General features: G+C 68.9%; 14 protein-coding genes. 4 read left to right on the top strand and 10 right to left on the bottom strand.

Features of this window, described 5'->3' with window-relative positions:
* Positions 1-53 precede the first annotated feature (53 nt).
* Together WKC72_RS31160 and glpX are read right to left on the bottom strand one after the other, a co-directional pair.
* On the bottom strand, positions 54-1,457 hold the full coding sequence (locus WKC72_RS31160) for a class II fumarate hydratase (protein ID WP_037231515.1): 1,404 nt from the start codon (positions 1,455-1,457) through the stop codon (positions 54-56).
* Between the two features lie 99 nt (positions 1,458-1,556).
* Complete coding sequence (glpX, locus tag WKC72_RS31155) at positions 1,557-2,597, bottom strand: class II fructose-bisphosphatase (protein WP_037231517.1); 1,041 nt, start codon at positions 2,595-2,597, stop codon at positions 1,557-1,559.
* A gap of 189 nt (positions 2,598-2,786) precedes the next feature.
* On the opposite strand from glpX, the gene WKC72_RS31150 reads away from it, so the two are divergent.
* Positions 2,787-3,356 (top strand): DUF4245 domain-containing protein, encoded by a 570-nt coding sequence (locus WKC72_RS31150; RefSeq protein ID WP_037231519.1) that lies wholly within the window; start codon positions 2,787-2,789, stop codon positions 3,354-3,356.
* Positions 3,357-3,370: 14 nt separating this feature from the next.
* Here the strand turns inward: WKC72_RS31150 and WKC72_RS31145 are convergent, their stop codons facing one another.
* The 3 genes from WKC72_RS31145 to WKC72_RS31135 are packed head-to-tail and all read right to left on the bottom strand — an operon-like array spanning position 3,371 to position 5,493.
* Positions 3,371-3,601 (bottom strand): exodeoxyribonuclease VII small subunit, encoded by a 231-nt coding sequence (locus WKC72_RS31145; RefSeq protein ID WP_015889667.1) that lies wholly within the window; start codon positions 3,599-3,601, stop codon positions 3,371-3,373.
* Between the two features lie 3 nt (positions 3,602-3,604).
* Entirely contained in the window at positions 3,605-4,861 is a 1,257-nt protein-coding gene (xseA, locus tag WKC72_RS31140) for an exodeoxyribonuclease VII large subunit (RefSeq protein WP_112299096.1), read from the bottom strand.
* Positions 4,858-5,493 (bottom strand): lipid droplet-associated protein, encoded by a 636-nt coding sequence (locus WKC72_RS31135; RefSeq protein ID WP_037231692.1) that lies wholly within the window; start codon positions 5,491-5,493, stop codon positions 4,858-4,860. Before WKC72_RS31135 ends, xseA begins: the two co-directional genes overlap by 4 nt.
* Positions 5,494-5,635: 142 nt before the next feature.
* Here WKC72_RS31135 and WKC72_RS31130 point away from each other — a divergent pair, with 142 nt between their 5' ends.
* On the top strand, positions 5,636-6,646 hold the full coding sequence (locus tag WKC72_RS31130) for a 4-hydroxy-3-methylbut-2-enyl diphosphate reductase (protein ID WP_037231523.1): 1,011 nt from the start codon (positions 5,636-5,638) through the stop codon (positions 6,644-6,646).
* A gap of 28 nt (positions 6,647-6,674) precedes the next feature.
* Here the strand turns inward: WKC72_RS31130 and WKC72_RS31125 are convergent, their stop codons facing one another.
* Positions 6,675-7,541 (bottom strand): DUF6542 domain-containing protein, encoded by an 867-nt coding sequence (locus WKC72_RS31125; RefSeq protein WP_370180695.1) that lies wholly within the window; start codon positions 7,539-7,541, stop codon positions 6,675-6,677.
* Positions 7,542-7,564: 23 nt separating this feature from the next.
* On the bottom strand, positions 7,565-8,728 hold the full coding sequence (locus tag WKC72_RS31120; RefSeq protein ID WP_370180694.1) for a DNA recombination protein RmuC: 1,164 nt from the start codon (positions 8,726-8,728) through the stop codon (positions 7,565-7,567).
* A 171-nt stretch (positions 8,729-8,899) separates the two neighbouring features.
* On the opposite strand from WKC72_RS31120, the gene WKC72_RS31115 reads away from it, so the two are divergent.
* Positions 8,900-10,084: an exonuclease SbcCD subunit D gene (locus WKC72_RS31115; RefSeq protein WP_370180693.1), complete on the top strand. Its 1,185-nt coding sequence runs from the start codon at positions 8,900-8,902 to the stop codon at positions 10,082-10,084.
* Entirely contained in the window at positions 10,081-13,062 is a 2,982-nt protein-coding gene (locus tag WKC72_RS31110) for an AAA family ATPase (RefSeq protein ID WP_370180692.1), read from the top strand. The genes WKC72_RS31115 and WKC72_RS31110 overlap by 4 nt, the downstream gene beginning before the upstream one ends.
* 7 nt (positions 13,063-13,069) lie before the next feature.
* On the opposite strand, the gene WKC72_RS31105 is transcribed toward WKC72_RS31110, so the two are convergent.
* The 3 genes from WKC72_RS31105 to WKC72_RS31095 all read right to left on the bottom strand — a co-directional run bounded on the left by WKC72_RS31105 (position 13,070) and on the right by WKC72_RS31095 (position 16,847).
* Complete coding sequence (locus tag WKC72_RS31105; protein WP_037231535.1) at positions 13,070-14,281, bottom strand: AI-2E family transporter; 1,212 nt, start codon at positions 14,279-14,281, stop codon at positions 13,070-13,072.
* Between the two features lie 78 nt (positions 14,282-14,359).
* A complete protein-coding gene (locus tag WKC72_RS31100) occupies positions 14,360-14,551 on the bottom strand; it encodes a YbdD/YjiX family protein (RefSeq protein ID WP_037231693.1) in 192 nt (63 codons plus the stop codon).
* A complete protein-coding gene (locus tag WKC72_RS31095; protein WP_037231695.1) occupies positions 14,544-16,847 on the bottom strand; it encodes a carbon starvation CstA family protein in 2,304 nt (767 codons plus the stop codon). The genes WKC72_RS31100 and WKC72_RS31095 overlap by 8 nt, the downstream gene beginning before the upstream one ends.
* Between the last annotated feature and the right edge of the window lie 36 nt (positions 16,848-16,883).

The raw sequence follows: 16,883 nt of genomic DNA, 5'->3' as shown, positions 1-16,883 counted from the left end.
CTGCGCGAGAGGGCCCGCACTCCGGCGAGTGCGGGCCCTCTCCGTCGGCAGGGTCAGTCCTTCACCTTCGCCATCGCCAGCACGTCGAGACGCTTGTCGAGTTCTTCCTCGCTCAGCTTGTCGCCGATCAGACCACGGTCGACGACGGTCTCGCGGATGGTCTTCTTCTCCTTCAGCGCCTGCTTGGCGACGGCCGCGGCCTCCTCGTATCCGATCGCGGAGTTCAGCGGCGTCACGATGGACGGCGACGACTCCGCGAGGGTCTTGAGGTGCTCGGTGTTCGCGACGAGCCCCACGACGCACCGGTCGGCGAACAACCGCGAGACGTTGGCCAGCAACGTCAACGATTCGAGCAGGTTCCGCGCCATCATCGGGATGTAGACGTTGAGCTCGAATGCGCCCGCGGCACCGCCCCAGGCGACTGCGGCATCGTTACCGACCACCTGAGCGGCGACCTGGGTGGCGGCCTCCGGCAACACCGGATTGACCTTGCCGGGCATGATCGAACTGCCGGGCTGCAGGTCAGGGAGGCGGATCTCGCCGAGACCGGTGAGCGGCCCCGACCCCATCCAGCGGATGTCGTTGGCGATCTTGGTCAGGGACACCGCGATCGTGCGCAGCGCACCGGACGCCTCCACCAGGCCGTCCCGCGCCGCCTGCGCCTCGAAACTGTTCTTCGCCGGTGTAAGGGCGTCGACGCCCGTCGCCTTGACCAGTTCGGCGACGACCTTCGGGCCGAATCCGTCGGGGGCGTTGAGTCCCGTTCCGACCGCGGTGCCGCCGATGGGCAGCTCACCCAGCCGGGGCAGGCAGGCGACGACCCGCTCCATCCCCGCCTCCATCTGGCGGGCGTAACCGCCGAACTCCTGGCCGAGGGTCACCGGGACGGCGTCCATGAGGTGGGTGCGGCCCGACTTCACGACGTGCTTCCACTCGGTGGACTTGTCGAGCAGGGCCAGGCGCAGATGGTCGAGGGCGGGGAGGAGGTCCTTCACCGCGGACTCGGTCGCCGCGACGTGCGTCGCGGTGGGAAAGGTGTCGTTGGACGACTGCGACATGTTGACGTCGTCATTGGGATGGACGACCACACCGTTCGCCGCGGCGATCGATGCGATCACCTCGTTGGCGTTCATGTTGGAACTGGTGCCCGAGCCCGTCTGGAAGACGTCGATGGGGAACTGATCGTCGTGCTTGCCCTCGGCGATCTCGCCCGCCGCGGCGATGATGGCGTCCGCCTTCTCGGCGTCGAGGAGGCCGAGGTCCTTGTTGACCTGCGCACAGGCCGCCTTCAGGAGACCCATTGCGCGTATCTGGGTGCGCTCGAGACCTCGACCGCTGATCGGGAAGTTCTCGACGGCGCGCTGAGTTTGCGCGCGCCACAGGGCATCCACGGGCACCCGCACCTCGCCCATGGTGTCGTGTTCGATCCGGTACTGCTGCTCGTTGCTCTCGGTCATGCGTCAAACATGCCACTTCTGAGCGCGTCGTGGGGGCGCTCCCCGTGCGCCTTTCCGGTAGCCGGAGCTACCGGAAAGGCGCACGGGCAGCGGAGCTGCCTAGAACGTCGGCGGCACGGCGCCGTCCTCGCCCGTGAAGTCCACGGATGAGTACTCGCGCAGCTTCTCGAGACGGTGGTACGCGTCGATCATGCGGACGGTGCCCGACTTCGACCGCATCACGATCGACTGGGTCGAGGCGCCGCCACCGTAGTAGCGGACACCGCGGAGCAGGTCGCCGTCCGTGACACCGGTGGCGCAGAAGAAGACGTTCTCACCGGACACGAGATCTTCGGTGGTGAGCACGCGGTCCAGGTCGTGGCCTGCGTCGATGGCCTTCTGGCGCTCGGCGTCGTCGGTCGGGGCCAGCCGGCCCTGCAGCGATCCACCCATACAGCGCATGGCCGCGGCGGCGATGATGCCCTCGGGCGTGCCACCCGTGCCGAGCAGGATGTCGGTGCCCGACTCCGGACGCGCGGCGGCGATCGCACCCGCGACGTCGCCGTCGGAGATGAGACGGATCCGGGCGCCGGTGTCCCGGACCTCTTCGATCAGCCGGGCGTGCCGGGGACGGTCGAGGATGCAGACCGTCACGTCGGAGGGGGACGCCTTGCGGACCTTCGCGACGCGCTTGATGTTCTCGGCGACGGGCGCTGTGATGTCGATTACATCGGCGGCGTCGGGGCCGACGGCGATCTTCTCCATGTAGAACACGGCGGACGGGTCGAACATTGCGCCGCGCTCGGCGACCGCGAGGACGGAGATGGCGTTCGGCATGCCCTTGGACATCAGAGTGGTGCCGTCGACCGGATCGACGGCGAAGTCGCAGTCGGGTCCGTCACCGTTGCCGACCTCTTCGCCGTTGAACAGCATCGGGGCTTCGTCCTTCTCGCCCTCGCCGATGACCACGACGCCGCGCATCGAGACCGAGCTCACGAGCTGGCGCATGGCGTCGACGGCGGCGCCGTCGCCACCCTCCTTGTCGCCGCGGCCGACCCAGCGACCGGCAGCCATCGCACCAGCCTCGGTGACTCGGACCAATTCCAGAGCAAGATTTCGGTCCGGGGCCTCGCGGCGACTCGAAGTGGTGCTAGCCGTCATGGGCAGTGCCTCCTGGTGCAGTCACGGTCGACGTTGTACGTCGACGCTGTGTCGGTGGCCGTCGGCCGCCGAGTGTCGGGTGGATCTCGCTGCTGATTCTCCCAGAAAGAAGTGTGACGTGCGCTGCTGGGGCGCGAATCACGGGACCGTGAATCGTTGTTCCGGGACCGACCCTGGATACTGGTGGGCGTGGCATCTGATAAACCCCGCATCCTGCACAACAACCGCGACATGGTGTGGTCGCTCGTACCCCTTGTCCTGTTCTGCGTACTGATCGCGGGTATCGCCAGCCAGTGCACGTTCAGCCCGGGCGGGCCCACCAGTGGCCCGATCCCCAGCTTCGACGTCGACGCGGCGCTGAAGTACGACGCGCAGGACCTTCCGTTCCCGGTACGCAAACCGGAGACGCCGGAGGGCTGGACGCCCAATTCGGGCAGCCGCAGCATCGTCAGCGGCGACGGCGGCGGCGATTCGAGCACCGTCGGATTCATCACCGAAGCCGGCCGCTACATCCAGCTGACGCAGAGCAATGCCGCCGAGACGGTGCTCGTGCCGTTCGTCGCGGGTGGTCCGCGTACCGCGACGGGAACCGAGGACGTCGCAGGTCACAGCTGGATCGTGTACGGCGGGGAGGGTGTCGAGCCGATCTGGGTCTCCGACTTCGGCGACGTCCGGCTCCTCGTGACGGGCAGCGCGTCACCCGAGGCCTTCGAGCAGCTCACCACCGCCGCAGCCGACGCCCCGATCCTCGCCGCCTGACGACCGGGGGAGTGTCAGCCCTCGTCCTCGGCGTGGGCGAGCGCCGTCTCGACGCGCTTGCGCGCCCCGGCGAGGTGCTCCTCGCAGCGTTTGGCCAGGGCTTCGCCCCGCTCCCACAGTGCGAGTGACGCGTCGAGGTCGAGGCCGCCCTGTTCGAGCACCTTGACCACGTCGACGAGTTCGTCGCGCGCCGCCTCGTAGCCGAGCTCGGCGATGTCGGTGTCGTTTCCGGTGGGATTGCTCATGTCCTACTTGTCCTTTCCCATCACCGCGGCACGGATTGCGCCGTCGGCGACTCGAACGCGAATCTGGGTTCCCGGTGGGGCGTCGTCGACCGAACGCAGTACCTCGGGATCGCCGTCGGACACGATCCGCTGAACCACGGAGTAGCCGCGGGCCAGGGTCGCGGCCGGCCCGAGGGTCGTCAGCCGTGCACGCAGGTGCTCGATCGTGGTGCTCTCCGCGGCGATCGCCCGGCTGACGTCGCGTCGCCCGGCCTCCCGCAGTCGCTCGACCTCGTCCGACCGGTGGTCGAGTGCGCGCAGTGGGTCGGCGAGCACCGGCCGGCTCCGCAGCTGGGAGATCAGGTGCGACTCGCGCTGCACCCAGTTGCGCAGCGCAGCGGCGCTCCGCGACCGCAGTTCGCCGACGAGTGCCTGCTCGGCGACGGCATCCGGTACGACCCGCTTGGCGGCGTCCGTCGGTGTCGCGGCGCGCAGGTCGGCGACGTGATCGCTGAGCGGACTGTCCGGTTCGTGGCCGATGGCGCTGACCACCGGAGTTCGGCAGGCGACGATCGCGCGGCACAACGTCTCGTCGGAGAACGGCAGCAGATCCTCCACACTGCCGCCGCCGCGCGCGAGGATGATCACGTCGACGTGCGGGTCGGCGTCCAGTTCCTTCAACGCGTCGAGGATCTGCGGAACGGCGGTCGCGCCCTGCACCGGGGTGTTGCGCACCTCGAAGCGCACGGCGGGCCAGCGGCGCTGCGCCACGCTGAGGACGTCGTGCTCGGCGGCGCTGGCGCGGCCGGTGATCAGGCCGATGGTGCCGGGCAGGAACGGCAGCGGACGCTTCAGCCGGGGGTCGAACAAGCCCTCCGCGGCCAGCAGCGCGCGCAACCGCTCGATCCGGGCGAGGAGTTCACCGATCCCGATCGCGCGGATCTCCGTCACGCGCAGCGAGACCGAACCTCGTCCGGTGTAGAACGACAACTTGCCGAACATCACCACCCGGCTGCCCTCGGTGAGCGGGACGGGGGAGTTCTGCAGCAGCTGCGGGGAGCAGGTCACCGACAACGACATGTCGACGGACGGATCCCGCAGCACCAGAAACGCGGTCCGGGTTCCCGGACGCGCGTTGATCTGGGTGATCTGTCCCTCGACCCAGACACTCCCGAGCCGGTCGATCCACTGTGCGACCTTGGCCGACACGGTGCGGACCGGCCAGGGCTGCTCGGCGGTGCTGGGTCCGGTACTGGCTGCGCGGGGCTGTGCGGAGGTCACTTGGCCTTGGCGGAGGTGATGCGGTTGGTCAGCATGGTCTGGAACGGCGCGCGTGCCAGGGTCGCGTTCTCGTAGTCCAGCAGCGTCGTGAGGTCCTCGACGGACAGGCTGCGCAGGCGCGCCCGCAGCTGGGCGAGCGTCAGCGTGCCGTAGTCGAGCACGACGGCGATCTCGGGTTCGGCAACCGTCGGCGCGGAGGTCGCGGCCTTCTTGCCCGCGGGCTTCGCGGGGGCGGCGCCGTTGGTTGCGGCCACGGGAGCAGCCTTCGGAGTCGAGACCTTCTCGGGAGCGCTCTCGTCCTGCGGACTCAGCGAGTACAGGGCGAACCGGCCCGGTCCGGCGGGCCGCTCGTCGGTCGCGCCGTCGGCGCCGGGCGCCGGGTCGGTGTCCTCGTCGAAGACGGCCCAGGCCGGCTGCTCGTCGTCGTGGGTCCAGTGGATCAGTGCGAAAGCCTGGTCGCCCTTGATGGCCAGCGCCGTCATGGACTGCTGAACACGCATCGTGGTCTGCAGTACCTGACTGACCGCGGTCATGGGCAGGGTCGCCGCGGTGGTCGGCAGTCTCCTGGCCTCTTCGACGGCCGTCACGGCGATTCCAGCGGCGACACGCGCCACGAACGGGGGACGAATCATTCCCACAGCCTGCCTGACAACGGCACGTTTGGGTAGCCGACGTGCCCACAGCGTCGACGACTTCGGTGCGACGATGCGCACACTACCCGGCCGAGGCCCCGCGAAAGTGTCGTCCGTCCGGGGTGACCCGTAGTCTGGAACCATGTCTTCGGCTGTTCCACTCAATGTGGGTATCACACGTTCTGCAGATTCGGGAGCGTCGCGCGCCGACGGCGAGAAGCGCGTACTGCTCGCGGAGCCCCGCGGCTACTGCGCCGGCGTGGACCGCGCCGTCGAGACGGTGGAGAAGGCGCTCGAGAAGCACGGCGCCCCGATCTACGTGCGTAAGGAGATCGTCCACAACCGGCACGTCGTCGAGACTCTCACCGATCAGGGTGTCGTCTTCGTCGACGAAACCGACGAGGTTCCGGAGGGTGCGCTGCTTGTGTTCTCCGCCCACGGCGTGTCTCCCGCGGTCCACGAATCGGCCGCGGCGCGCAACCTGCGCACCATCGACGCCACGTGCCCGCTGGTCACGAAGGTCCACCAGGAAGCCAAGCGCTTCGCCCGCGACGACTTCGACATCCTCCTGATCGGCCACGAGGGCCACGAGGAAGTGGAGGGCACAGCCGGCGAGGCCCCCGATCACGTGCAGCTGGTCGACGGACCCGACTCCGTCGACGCCGTGACGGTCCGCGACGAATCGAAGGTCATCTGGTTGTCGCAGACCACGTTGAGCGTCGACGAGACGATGCAGACGGTCGCGCGGCTGCGGGAGCGTTTCCCGAATCTGCAGGACCCGCCGAGTGACGACATCTGCTACGCCACCCAGAACCGTCAGGTCGCGGTCAAGGCGATGGCGCCCGAATGCGACCTCGTCATCGTCGTCGGATCCCGCAACTCCTCGAACTCCGTTCGCCTCGTCGAGGTCGCACTGAATGCGGGCGCGAAGGCGTCGTACCTGGTCGATTACGCACGCGAAGTGGATCCGGCCTGGCTCGACGGGGTCCGGACGGTCGGGATCACCTCCGGAGCGTCGGTGCCGGAGATTTTGGTGCGCGGTGTGATCGATCTGCTCGACGAGCACGGATTCCACGACGTCCAGCCGGTCACCACGGCCAACGAGACGCTGGTCTTCGCACTGCCGCGCGAGCTTCGCGCCGCGCGGCACTGATCGGACCGCTACGGGCGCTGACCCTGCTCTAGCGGGGCTGCTCCGTCTCGAACGGCGGCTCGTAGCGGTCGCGGTAGCGCACCTGCGGAATGGGGTGGGCAGGCACGTCGGGGTTGGGCCGGGGTCGCGGCGTCGTCCGCGGGGGGACCGAACGCGGCGCCTGAGTGGTGCGTGGGGGTGCCGAGCGGGGTGCCTGCGCCGCCCGGTCGACCATCGGTGGTGGGGGCGTGGTGCGTCCGCCCGACGAGGACGAGCGGCGCGGCGGTGGGGTGGCAGCCCGACGCGCCGAGCGGGGATGATCCCGTGCAGCGTCCCTGTCACGCGCCCGTGCACTGTCCTTCTCACGCGCCCGACGCGGCGGTGGAGACTCCTCCGACCCCTCGGCTGCGCGCCGAGGGCGGGCGGCGCGTGGCGTCCGCTGCGCGCGTCGGCGCTCGGACGTGCGGGCGGGACCGGTCTTGCGTTGCTGCAGCAGGAAGAGACGGAGTCCACCGATCAGCAGGGTCACCACGGTGGCGGCGAGCATCACCGGAAATCGGTTGACCAGCGGATACGCGACGTTGATCGCCAGGTCTTTCAGTGCGGTGCTGTTCTCCTCCGCGATCAGGCTCTGTCCGAGCGGCACCGCGACGAACAGGATCAGCGGTGGCTGGACGATCGCGGTGAACAGCGCCCGATTGCCGGCAGCGGCCACGGCGAGGACACAGCCGAGGAAGTAGAACGTGGAGAACGCAGCCGTGAGTTCGGTGCCACGAGCCGCATCGACAGCGAATCCGACAAAGGTGACTCCGACGGCCAGGAGAATGACACCCCACCAGGGGAGACCGGGGACCGTAGGGACAATCGACCGCCTGTCGAGCGGCACCCCAGAGCGAGCACGTTGGGTTGCAGACACACAACGACAGTAGCGGCAACTTGTTAACTAGCCTCGTTGGCGTGACCGGTAGAGCCTGAGAGATCCTCGAGATTTGTGCGTCGCGGCCACGAATCGACGGCGCTGACCTCGGTGACGTCGCCGTCGAACACGTCGAGGTCGTGAAGCTTGCGGGCGGTGACTGTGACCCGGGACTCCATCGACGCGACGGTGAGATTGAACGAGTCGACCGCCTTGCCGAGTTGTGAGCCGAGCCGGTCGAGGTGCGCGCCGACCGTGCCGAGCCGCGAATACAGCTCCCGGCCGAGCTGGTGGATCTTCGCGGCGTCCTGAGACAGCGCCTCCTGACGCCAGGTGTGCGCGATGGTCCGCAGCAACGCGATGAGGGTGGTGGGGGTGGCGAGGATCACGTTCCGCGAGAACGCGTGCTCGAGCAGTCCGGAGTCGGCGGTCAGCGCCGCGTCCAGGAACGGATCACCGGGCACGAACAGCACCACGAATTCCGGCGTCGGGTCGAACGACTCCCAGTACGTCTTGTCGGCCAACTGGTCGACGTGCGTGCGCAGCTGCCGGGCGTGCCGGGAGAGGTGCTGTTCGCGGGCCGCCGGATCTTCGGTCTGCGCGGCGTCCAGGTACGCCGCGAACGGGACCTTGGCGTCGACCACGATCTGCTTGCCGCCCGCGAGGTACACGAGCAGATCCGGACGGACACCCTCCTTCGACACCTGGGTGTCGAAGTCGCAGTGCCGGACCATCCCGGCCAGTTCGACCACCCGCTCCAGCTGGATCTCGCCCCACCGGCCCCGGATCTGCGGCGCCCGCAGCGCCGTGACGAGCCTGTTCGTCTGCGCGGACAGCATCTGTGACGTGCGGTGCATGCCCTCGACCTGCTCACTGAGCCCGGCGTATGCGTGAACCCGGTTGCGTTCGACGTGGTCCACCTGTTCCGCCAGGGCGCCCACGGCCTCGTGCAGCGGTCCGACCAGTCGCGAGATCTGCTCGCCGATCGCACCCGAGTGGCGGCGCGCGGAATCCTCGCTGACCGCGCCGAGCGACTGCCGCAGCAGGGCCTCGTTCTCGCGCAGCGCGGCGAGCTGTGCCTCCGCTCGCGCCGCCCGATCGCCACTCCGCGCCGCGTGCAGCAGCCACCCGAGGGCGGTGCCCGCGGCCAGCGCCAGAAGCATTCCGAGTGCAGCGAGTGCATTCATGTGGCTCATGGTGCACCGACCCACCGACATGTGGGGCACAGCCCCAGCGACATGTGGGGCACCGCTCCAGCGAACATGTGGGGCACCGCCCCAGCGACACGTCGAATCGCTCGGACGCCACGCGGCCGAGGTGTTCGAGGTTGTCGGCACGGTGCTCTACGGTCTCGAGACATGAGGATCCTGCACACTTCGGACTGGCACATCGGACGCACGTTCCACGGGGTGGACCTGCTCACCGACCAGGCCGATGTGCTCGAGGCGATCGCCGCCCTCGTCGCCGAGCACGGCGTGGACGTCGTCGTCGTTCCCGGAGACGTCTACGACCGGTCGATCCCCAGCGCGGACGCCGTCACCGTGTGCAACCGCGGATTCGAAGCCATCCGGAACGCAGGCGCGGTCATCGTCGCCACGTCCGGCAACCACGACTCCGCCGCGCGGCTCGGGGCGGGTGCCGCGTTCTCCCGTGCCGGCGGGCTGCACCTCATGACGACGGTCGCCGGGATCGGCGCGCCTGTCGTGCTCGAGGACGAGCACGGTCCCGTCGCGTTCTACGGCATTCCCTATCTCGAGCCCGAGATCACCCGTGCGCAACTGGACGTACCGACCGCTCGGTCGCACGCCGAGATCCTCGACGCCGCGATGGACCGGGTCCGCACCGACCTCGACGCGCGGAACGACACCGGTCCGCGCACCAGGTCCGTGGTGCTGGCCCACGCGTTCGTCGTGGGCGCCGAGGCGACCGGGTCGGAGAGATCCATCTCCGTCGGTGGCGTCGAGACGGTGTCGGCCTCGGCGTTCGGCGGGGTCGACTACGTCGCGCTCGGCCACCTCCACTCGCCGCAGACTCTCGCCGAGAACATCCGGTACTCGGGCTCGCCGCTGCCGTACTCGTTCGGTGAGCGCACCCACAGCAAGGCGGTCTACCTGGTGGATCTCGACGCCGACGGACTGCGTGCCGTCGACCGGGTCGACTTACCGGTGGTCCGCGGTCTCCGGCAACTGACGGGGACGGTGCAGGAGTTGCTCGAGGACGACAGTTTCCGCGACGCCGAGGACTGCTACGTGTCGGCGGTGCTCACCGACACGGAACGTCCGGTCGACGCCATGCGCTCACTTCAGACGCGATTCCCGTTCGCCGTTCACCTCGAGTGGCAACGCCCCGACAGCAGCGACGATCTGCGCTACCGCGACAAGGTGCACGGTCGCAGCGATCTGCAGATCACGCGCAGCTTCATCACCGACGTGCGCAGCGAACCGTCGACCGGCGAGATCCGGCTGGTGGAAGCTGCACTCGGCTTCGCCGACCGGGCCGGCGAGGACACCGCCGAGGTCGTCGCGCTGGAACAGACGGCATGAGGCTGCATCGACTCGAGGTCGAAGCCTTCGGGCCGTTCGCAGGATCGGTGGAAGTCGACTTCGATCGGCTCGGCGCGGACGGGCTCTTTCTGCTGCACGGTCATACCGGAGCCGGTAAGACGACGGTCCTCGACGCGGTGGCGTTTGCGCTGTACGGCACGGTGCCCGGGGCGCGGAAGGACGGCAAACGCCTCCTGTCCGACCACGCGCCCGCCGGTTCGGTTCCGACGGTGACGCTCGAGGCGACGATCGCGGGCCGGCATCTGCGACTCGTCCGCAGCCCGGAGTTCGAGCGCCCCAAGCGCCGTGGGTCGGGCACCATCAAAGAGAACGCGAAGGCCACGCTCACCTGGCTGGACGGTCGCGGCGAAAACCTGTCACGGATCCCCGACATCGCCGACGAGGTCGGGCGGCTGATGGGCATGAGCGCCGACCAGTTCTTTCAGGTGGTCCTGCTGCCGCAGGGCGAGTTCGCGAAGTTTCTGCGCGCCGACACCGAGGAACGCGGTCAGCTCTTGGAGAGGCTGTTCGACACCACCCGATTCGGGACGGTGGAGGAATGGTTCCTCGACCGCAGGCGCACCAGCGCCCATGACCTGGACGAGCATCAACGGGCCGTCGACGTCCTGCTGGCGAGGGTCGCGACGGCTGCGGGCATCGAAGGCGGCGCCGACGCCGATCCGGTGACCTGGGCCCACAAGCTCGAGGACGAGGCGCGCGAAACCCGCGACCTGGCCGCCGACGACCTGCAGAAAGCCAAGAGTCAGGCGAAGGTGGCTCGTGACGCGCTCACGGAGGCGCGCCGCGTCCTCGAACTGCAGACCCGCCGGCAACGAGCCGAGACGGAACTCGACGCCCACGCCGCGGGTGCCGAGCAGCGGGCGGTCCTCGCCGCCGAACTGGCGGATGCGCGCCGGGCCGAACCGGTCGCGACCGTGGCGCGCGACGCCGACGCCGCCCGCGCCAAGGCCGCGGTCGCCGCGCGGAACGTCGGATCGATCACGGTCGGTCTGCGTTCGACGGTGGGCGGCGCCGATCTGGTGGCGGAGTTGACCTGGCCTCCGACCGCTGACGAACGGGACCACATCCGGTCGAGTATCCGTGCCTGGCGTGACGAGATCGTGCGCCTCGACGGGGCACTCACCGAATCCGTCGCCGCCGACCGGCTCGCCGTCGAACTGGAGCGGCTGCGCGCCCGGCAGGTCGAACTCGCCGAGGCGGGTGACGCTCTGTCCCGGGAGCGGGAACAATTGCCTCTCGCTCTGCGGGAAGCGGAGAAAGCCCTCGACTCGGCGCAAAAGGCCCGCGCCGCACTGCCCGCCCTCGTCGATGCCCGGGACCGGGCAGCCGACGCTGCCTCGGCGGCGGCGGATCTCCGCACCCGCCGCACCGAACGGGATCGACTCGACCGCGGCGTGCTCGATGCCCGGCGAAAGCATCAGGACGCGCGGGAGCACTGGCTCGACCTGCTGCAACGCCGGATCGCGGGCATGGCTGCCGAACTGGCGGGCACGCTCGAGGATGGTGTCCCGTGCCAGGTGTGTGGTTCACCCGAGCACCCGCAGCCCGCCGAACCGTCCGAGCTGTCGGTCACGAAAGCCGACGAGGACAAGGCCCTCAACGCGGAGCAGAAGGCCGCGGCAGCGCTGACGACCGCGACCGAGAAGCTGGGCGCGGTGGAGCGCGCGATAGACGTGCTCGTCCAGCGCGGCGGCGACGGTGACGCGGACGAACTCGCGCAGGCCCTCACCGCCGCGGAGACGGCGGTGGGGGAGGCGACCGCGCTGGGCGGTGAGGTCGAGCGCCGGTCCGCAACACTCACCGAACTGCGGGACCGCGAGGCTCACCTGCAGGAACGGTCGCGGGACGTGGGCGTCGACGCCGCCACCGTCGCCGAGAGGATTGCGGCGAGTACGACACAGCTCGGGGAGATCCGGGCCCGGGTGAGCGAGGCCGCAGGCGACGACCCGAGCGTGGAGGCTCGTCGCGCACGACTCGACGCCCTTTCCGAATCCGCATCCGAGCTGCTCGACGCGCGGGACGCCGGTGCCGCAGCCGAGTCGGCGGCCCAAGAACTCGTGGCCAAGGCCGAAACATTCGCCGGGGACGCCGGATTCGACGGCACTGCCGACGCCGTGACCGCGGTCCGGACGGCCGCCCGCCAGGGTGAGATCGAGGCCGTCCTCGCCGCGGCGCGGGACGCCGAGGTCGGGGCGCGCAGCGTGCTCGACGACCCCGAGGTCGTTGCCGTCGCCGAGGCGGAGCCCGTGGAATTGGCGTCCGTCCAGCACGCGCACGACATGGCCGCGGAGGTGGTGAACGTCGCCGTCGCGGCGGCGTCCGACGCGGAGCGCCGCCTGCTCGATCTGGAACGGTTCGTCGGTCAGCTCGACAAGGCCGCCGAGGCGATTGCGCCGATGCAGGCCGCGCACGAGGAGCTGGCGGCGCTCGCGGAGGTGATCGCGGGCCGTGGCCAGAACGCCAGGAAGATGTCGCTGCGGTCGTATGTGCTGGCGGCCCGGCTGGAAGAGGTGGCGGTCTCGGCATCCGCCCGGCTCGGCCGGATGTCGGCGGGACGTTACGAGTTCGTCCACAGCGACGAGGCCGGTCCGCGGGGCCGCCGCGGTGGTCTGGGGCTGGACATCCGCGACGACTACACCGGGGTGGTGCGTTCGGCCAAGACCCTGTCCGGCGGTGAGTCGTTCCTGGCGTCGCTGTCGCTGGCGCTCGGTCTCGCCGACGTGGTTGCGGCGGAGTCGGGAGGCGTCGTCCTCGACACGATGTTCATCGACGAGGGATTCGGCACCCTCGACGCGGACACCCTCGACTCGGTGATGGGTGTGCTCGACGAGCTTCGTGACGGCGGCCGGGTGGTCGGGATCGTCAGTCACGTCGACGAGATGCGTCAGCGAATCCCGAGCCGGCTGCACGTGATTCGCGGACGCACCGGCTCCACCGTGGAGGTCGTCGCCGGCTGACCGCCGCTCAGTCCGCCTTGGGTGCGACGGCGGCCTGATCGACGGTGACGCCCTCCCGTTCGGCATCGTCGAGGTCTTCGTTCGCGGCGACGGCGTCGGCGATGTTGCTTTCGGCGCTGTGCTCGTCGATCTGCTCACCGATGTAGCGCACCACCACGGCGGCGACGGCGGCGGCGGGCACCGCGAGGAAGGCGCCGACGATCCCGAACACGGAGCCACCGGCGGTGACGGCCAGCAGAACCACGACGGCGTGCAGTTTCATGCTCTTGCTCTGGAGAACGGGCTGGAGCACGTTGCCCTCGATCTGCTGCACCACGAGGATGATGATCAGCACGATCACCGCGGTGGTGAGACCGTTGGCCACCAACGCGACGAGCACAGCGAGAGCGCCGGCGACGAACGCACCGACGATCGGGATGAAGCCACCGATGAACGTCAGGATCGCGAGGACCGGTGCCAGAGGCACACCGAGAATCAGCAGTCCGGCGCCGATGAAGACGGCGTCGATGAGGCTGACCAGTGCCTGCGTCCTGATGAACCCGCCGAGCGTGTCCCACATGCGTCCCAGCACCACTTCGAGGTGACGGCCGGCGCGGCCGCCGCTGACGGAGTGCAGCCACGGGATGAACCGCGGACCGTCCTTGATGAAGAAGAACGACAGCACCAGCACGAGGCCGAGCGTGATCAGCAGGGAGCTGGCGGTGCTGACCCCGGTGAACACACCGGATGCGATGACCGTTCCACTCTCCTGGACCTTCACGATGATGGTGTGGATGCCCTGGTCGATCTGATCGTCCTGCAGGTTGATCGGCGGACCCTTCAACCAGTCCTGCACCTGGTTGATGCCCTGGGTGGCCTTGTTGGCCAGCTCAGGGGCCTGGCTCACGACGGACGGCACGATGCCCGCGATGATTCCGGCCACGACGGCGATGAACACGACGAGGGACGTCGCGGCGGCCGCCGCCGGGGGGATACGCCGTCTTGTCATCGCCCGTGTCGGCGGCCACAGCACCGTGCACACCACGACGGCCAGGAGCACGGGGAGGACGATCACCCACAGCTTTTCGATGATCCACCCGAACAACAAGGCCCCCAGCGAGATGGCTACGAGGACCAGCGACCATTTGGCCACCCACATCGCACCCACCCCGATGAGATGCCCGCGGTCCGGTTTCGTGACTGTGCTCCCGGACGGCGCCGGGGCTTCCTTCTCCGTCACAGATGGTCCTCCCTCACCGTGTCTGCTCAGCCGATCAGTACTGACAGTACTGGGGGACGCCGGGACGGGTCGGTGAGGTCAGCAGCAGCGGGCACCCGGGTTCGTGTCGGCGTCCGCGTAGCGCGCCTTCCAGTACTCGCGCTCGGTCGGCACCTCGGCGTCCGGATGGTTCCGGCGAAGGTGTTCGACGTATCTGCTGTAGTCGTGGTCGCCCATCAGCGACCCGGTCCACCACCAGGCGGTCCGGACGGCCCCCACGACCCTATTCATCATGGTGATGTGCCCTGTCCGTGTGGGTGTGTGCGGCACCGGGCGCGCGGACGGCGCCCGAAGCGATCAGTTCGTTCCATTCCTTTTCGAGTGCCTTCTCGGCGGCGGTGGGGACGAATCCGGCCGGGGCGAAGATCTTCGACGGTTCCTCGGGCGCTTCGGTGGTCGGCAGTCCACCGGCCCGGAACGCCTTGATGCAGACGAGCGCGCCGGCCACCACGACGACGAGGACGAGTCCGGCGAACACGATGGACAGGGTGCCCTGGATGAACGTGTTGCGGATGACGGCGTCGATGGCCTCCGGGGTCTTGGCCGAACCGAAACTGGTCTTGCCGGCTTCCTTCGCTTCCTTGAACGCGGCGTGCTGGGACCAGTAGCCGACGGAGGTGTTGCCGGAGAAGATCTTCTGCCAGGACGCGGTCATGGTCACGATGAGATCCCAGACGAGTGGGACGCCGGGAATCCATGCCCACTTGAAGAGGCCCTTCTTCATGACGACGGCGAGCACCACGGTGAGGGCGATTGCGGCGAGCAACTGGTTCGCGATGCCGAAGAGCGGGAAGAGGGTGTTGATTCCGCCGAGCGGGTCGGTGACGCCCATCAGGAGGATGGCGCCCCACAGTCCGACGACGGCCAGCGAGCACACCCAGGCTCCGACCCGCCACGACGGATCCTTGAATTTGCGGGCGGGTCCGCCGAAGTTGCCGAGCGAGTCGGACAGCATGAACCGGGCGACACGGGTACCGGCGTCGACGGTGGTGAGGATGAACAGCGCCTCGAACATGATCGCGAAGTGATACCAGAACGCTTTGAGGGCGGCGCCGCCGAGGAACTGGCTGAGCACTTGCGACATGCCGAACGCGAGCGTCGGCGCACCGCCGGTGCGCGAGATGATGGACTCCTCGTCCACGCCCGCCGCCGCCTGCGAGAGGGTGTCCGCGGTGATGTTCGGGCTGGACAGTCCGAGGCTGTTCACATACGCAGCGGCCGTCTCGGGGGTCCCACCGGTGAGGGTGGCCGGCGCGTTGAGCGCGAAGTACAGGTGCTGGTCGATGATGCACGCGGTGACGAGCGCCATGATCGCAACGAACGACTCGGTGAGCATGCCCCCGTAGCCGATCAGGCGGGTCTGCTTCTCCTTCTCCAGCAGTTTGGGGGTGGTGCCGGACGCGATCAGGGCGTGGAAGCCGGACAGCGCGCCGCACGCGATGGTGATGAACAGGAACGGGAACAGCGATCCGGCGAAGGCGGGACCGTTGCCCTGGATCGCGAAGGTGGTGACGTCCGGCATCTGAATGGTGGGTCGTGCGACCAGGATGCCGATGGCGAGCAGGAGGATCGTGCCGATCTTCATGAACGTCGACAGGTAGTCGCGCGGGGCCAGCAGCAGCCACACGGGAAGAACGGATGCGGCGAAACCGTAGGCGATCATCAGCCAGGCGATGGTCACCTTGGAGAGCGTGAACCAGTCGGCGCCCCATCCGGTGTCGGCCACCCAGCCGCCCGACACGATGGCCAGGAGCAGCAGCACGACGCCGATCAGCGACACCTCCGCGACCTTGCCCGGGCGCAGGTACCGCAGGTAGACGCCCATGAACAGGGCGATCGGGATGGTCATGGCGATGGAGAACACACCCCACGGGCTTTCCGCGAGCGCGTTGACGACGACGAGGGCGAGCACCGCGATGAGGATTATCATGATGACGAAGACGCCGATCATGGCGGCGACACCGCCGACGACGCCGAGTTCGTCGCGGGCCATCTGACCGAGGCTGCGTCCGCGGCGTTTCGTCGAGATCCACAGGACGAGGAAGTCCTGGACGGCTCCGGCGAAGACGACGCCGATGATGATCCACAGCGTGCCGGGCAGGTAGCCCATCTGCGCGGCGAGGACGGGGCCGACGAGGGGGCCTGCGCCGGCGATGGCGGCGAAGTGGTGCCCGAACAGCACCCGCCGGTCCGTCGGCATGTAGTCCTTGCCGTTCTCCAGGATCTCGGCGGGGGTGGCCCGGTCGTCACGGGGTTGGACGAGTTTGCGCTCGATCAGCCGCGCGTAGAAGCGGTAGGCGATGAGGTACGTGCAGACGGCGGCCACCACGAACCAGACGGCGTTGATGTTCTCGCCGCGGACGAACGCGATCATCACCCAGGCGATGCCGCCGAGAAGGCCGAGGACGGCGAACGTGATCCGCGCCGCCGGTGAGATGGGGGTGCGGTCCACGACGCCGACCGCTGGCAGGTCCGGATCCGTTTTCAGGTACTCGATCTCGGATTCGGGGGCGGCTCTCAGGGCCATCGCGAACTCCTTCCCAGCGCCCCCGTCGTCATTGTG

The sequence above is a fragment of the Rhodococcus wratislaviensis genome (genome assembly GCF_041228765.1).
Classification (GTDB): Bacteria; Actinomycetota; Actinomycetes; order Mycobacteriales; family Mycobacteriaceae; genus Rhodococcus_F; species Rhodococcus_F wratislaviensis.
The sequence above is the reverse complement of the archived record's forward strand: the minus strand, read 5'-3'. Positions and strand labels throughout refer to the sequence as shown.

Coding starts and splice junctions, on each gene's coding strand:
- WKC72_RS31160 (WP_037231515.1), bottom strand. CDS start 1,457: ATGACCGAGAGCAACGAGCAGCAGTACCGGATCGAACACGACACCATG.
- glpX (WP_037231517.1), bottom strand. CDS start 2,597: ATGACGGCTAGCACCACTTCGAGTCGCCGCGAGGCCCCGGACCGAAAT.
- WKC72_RS31145 (WP_015889667.1), bottom strand. CDS start 3,601: ATGAGCAATCCCACCGGAAACGACACCGACATCGCCGAGCTCGGCTAC.
- WKC72_RS31135 (WP_037231692.1), bottom strand. CDS start 5,493: ATGATTCGTCCCCCGTTCGTGGCGCGTGTCGCCGCTGGAATCGCCGTG.
- WKC72_RS31130 (WP_037231523.1), top strand. CDS start 5,636: ATGTCTTCGGCTGTTCCACTCAATGTGGGTATCACACGTTCTGCAGAT.
- WKC72_RS31120 (WP_370180694.1), bottom strand. CDS start 8,728: ATGAATGCACTCGCTGCACTCGGAATGCTTCTGGCGCTGGCCGCGGGC.
- WKC72_RS31115 (WP_370180693.1), top strand. CDS start 8,900: ATGAGGATCCTGCACACTTCGGACTGGCACATCGGACGCACGTTCCAC.
- WKC72_RS31110 (WP_370180692.1), top strand. CDS start 10,081: ATGAGGCTGCATCGACTCGAGGTCGAAGCCTTCGGGCCGTTCGCAGGA.
- WKC72_RS31100 (WP_037231693.1), bottom strand. CDS start 14,551: ATGAATAGGGTCGTGGGGGCCGTCCGGACCGCCTGGTGGTGGACCGGG.
- WKC72_RS31095 (WP_037231695.1), bottom strand. CDS start 16,847: ATGGCCCTGAGAGCCGCCCCCGAATCCGAGATCGAGTACCTGAAAACG.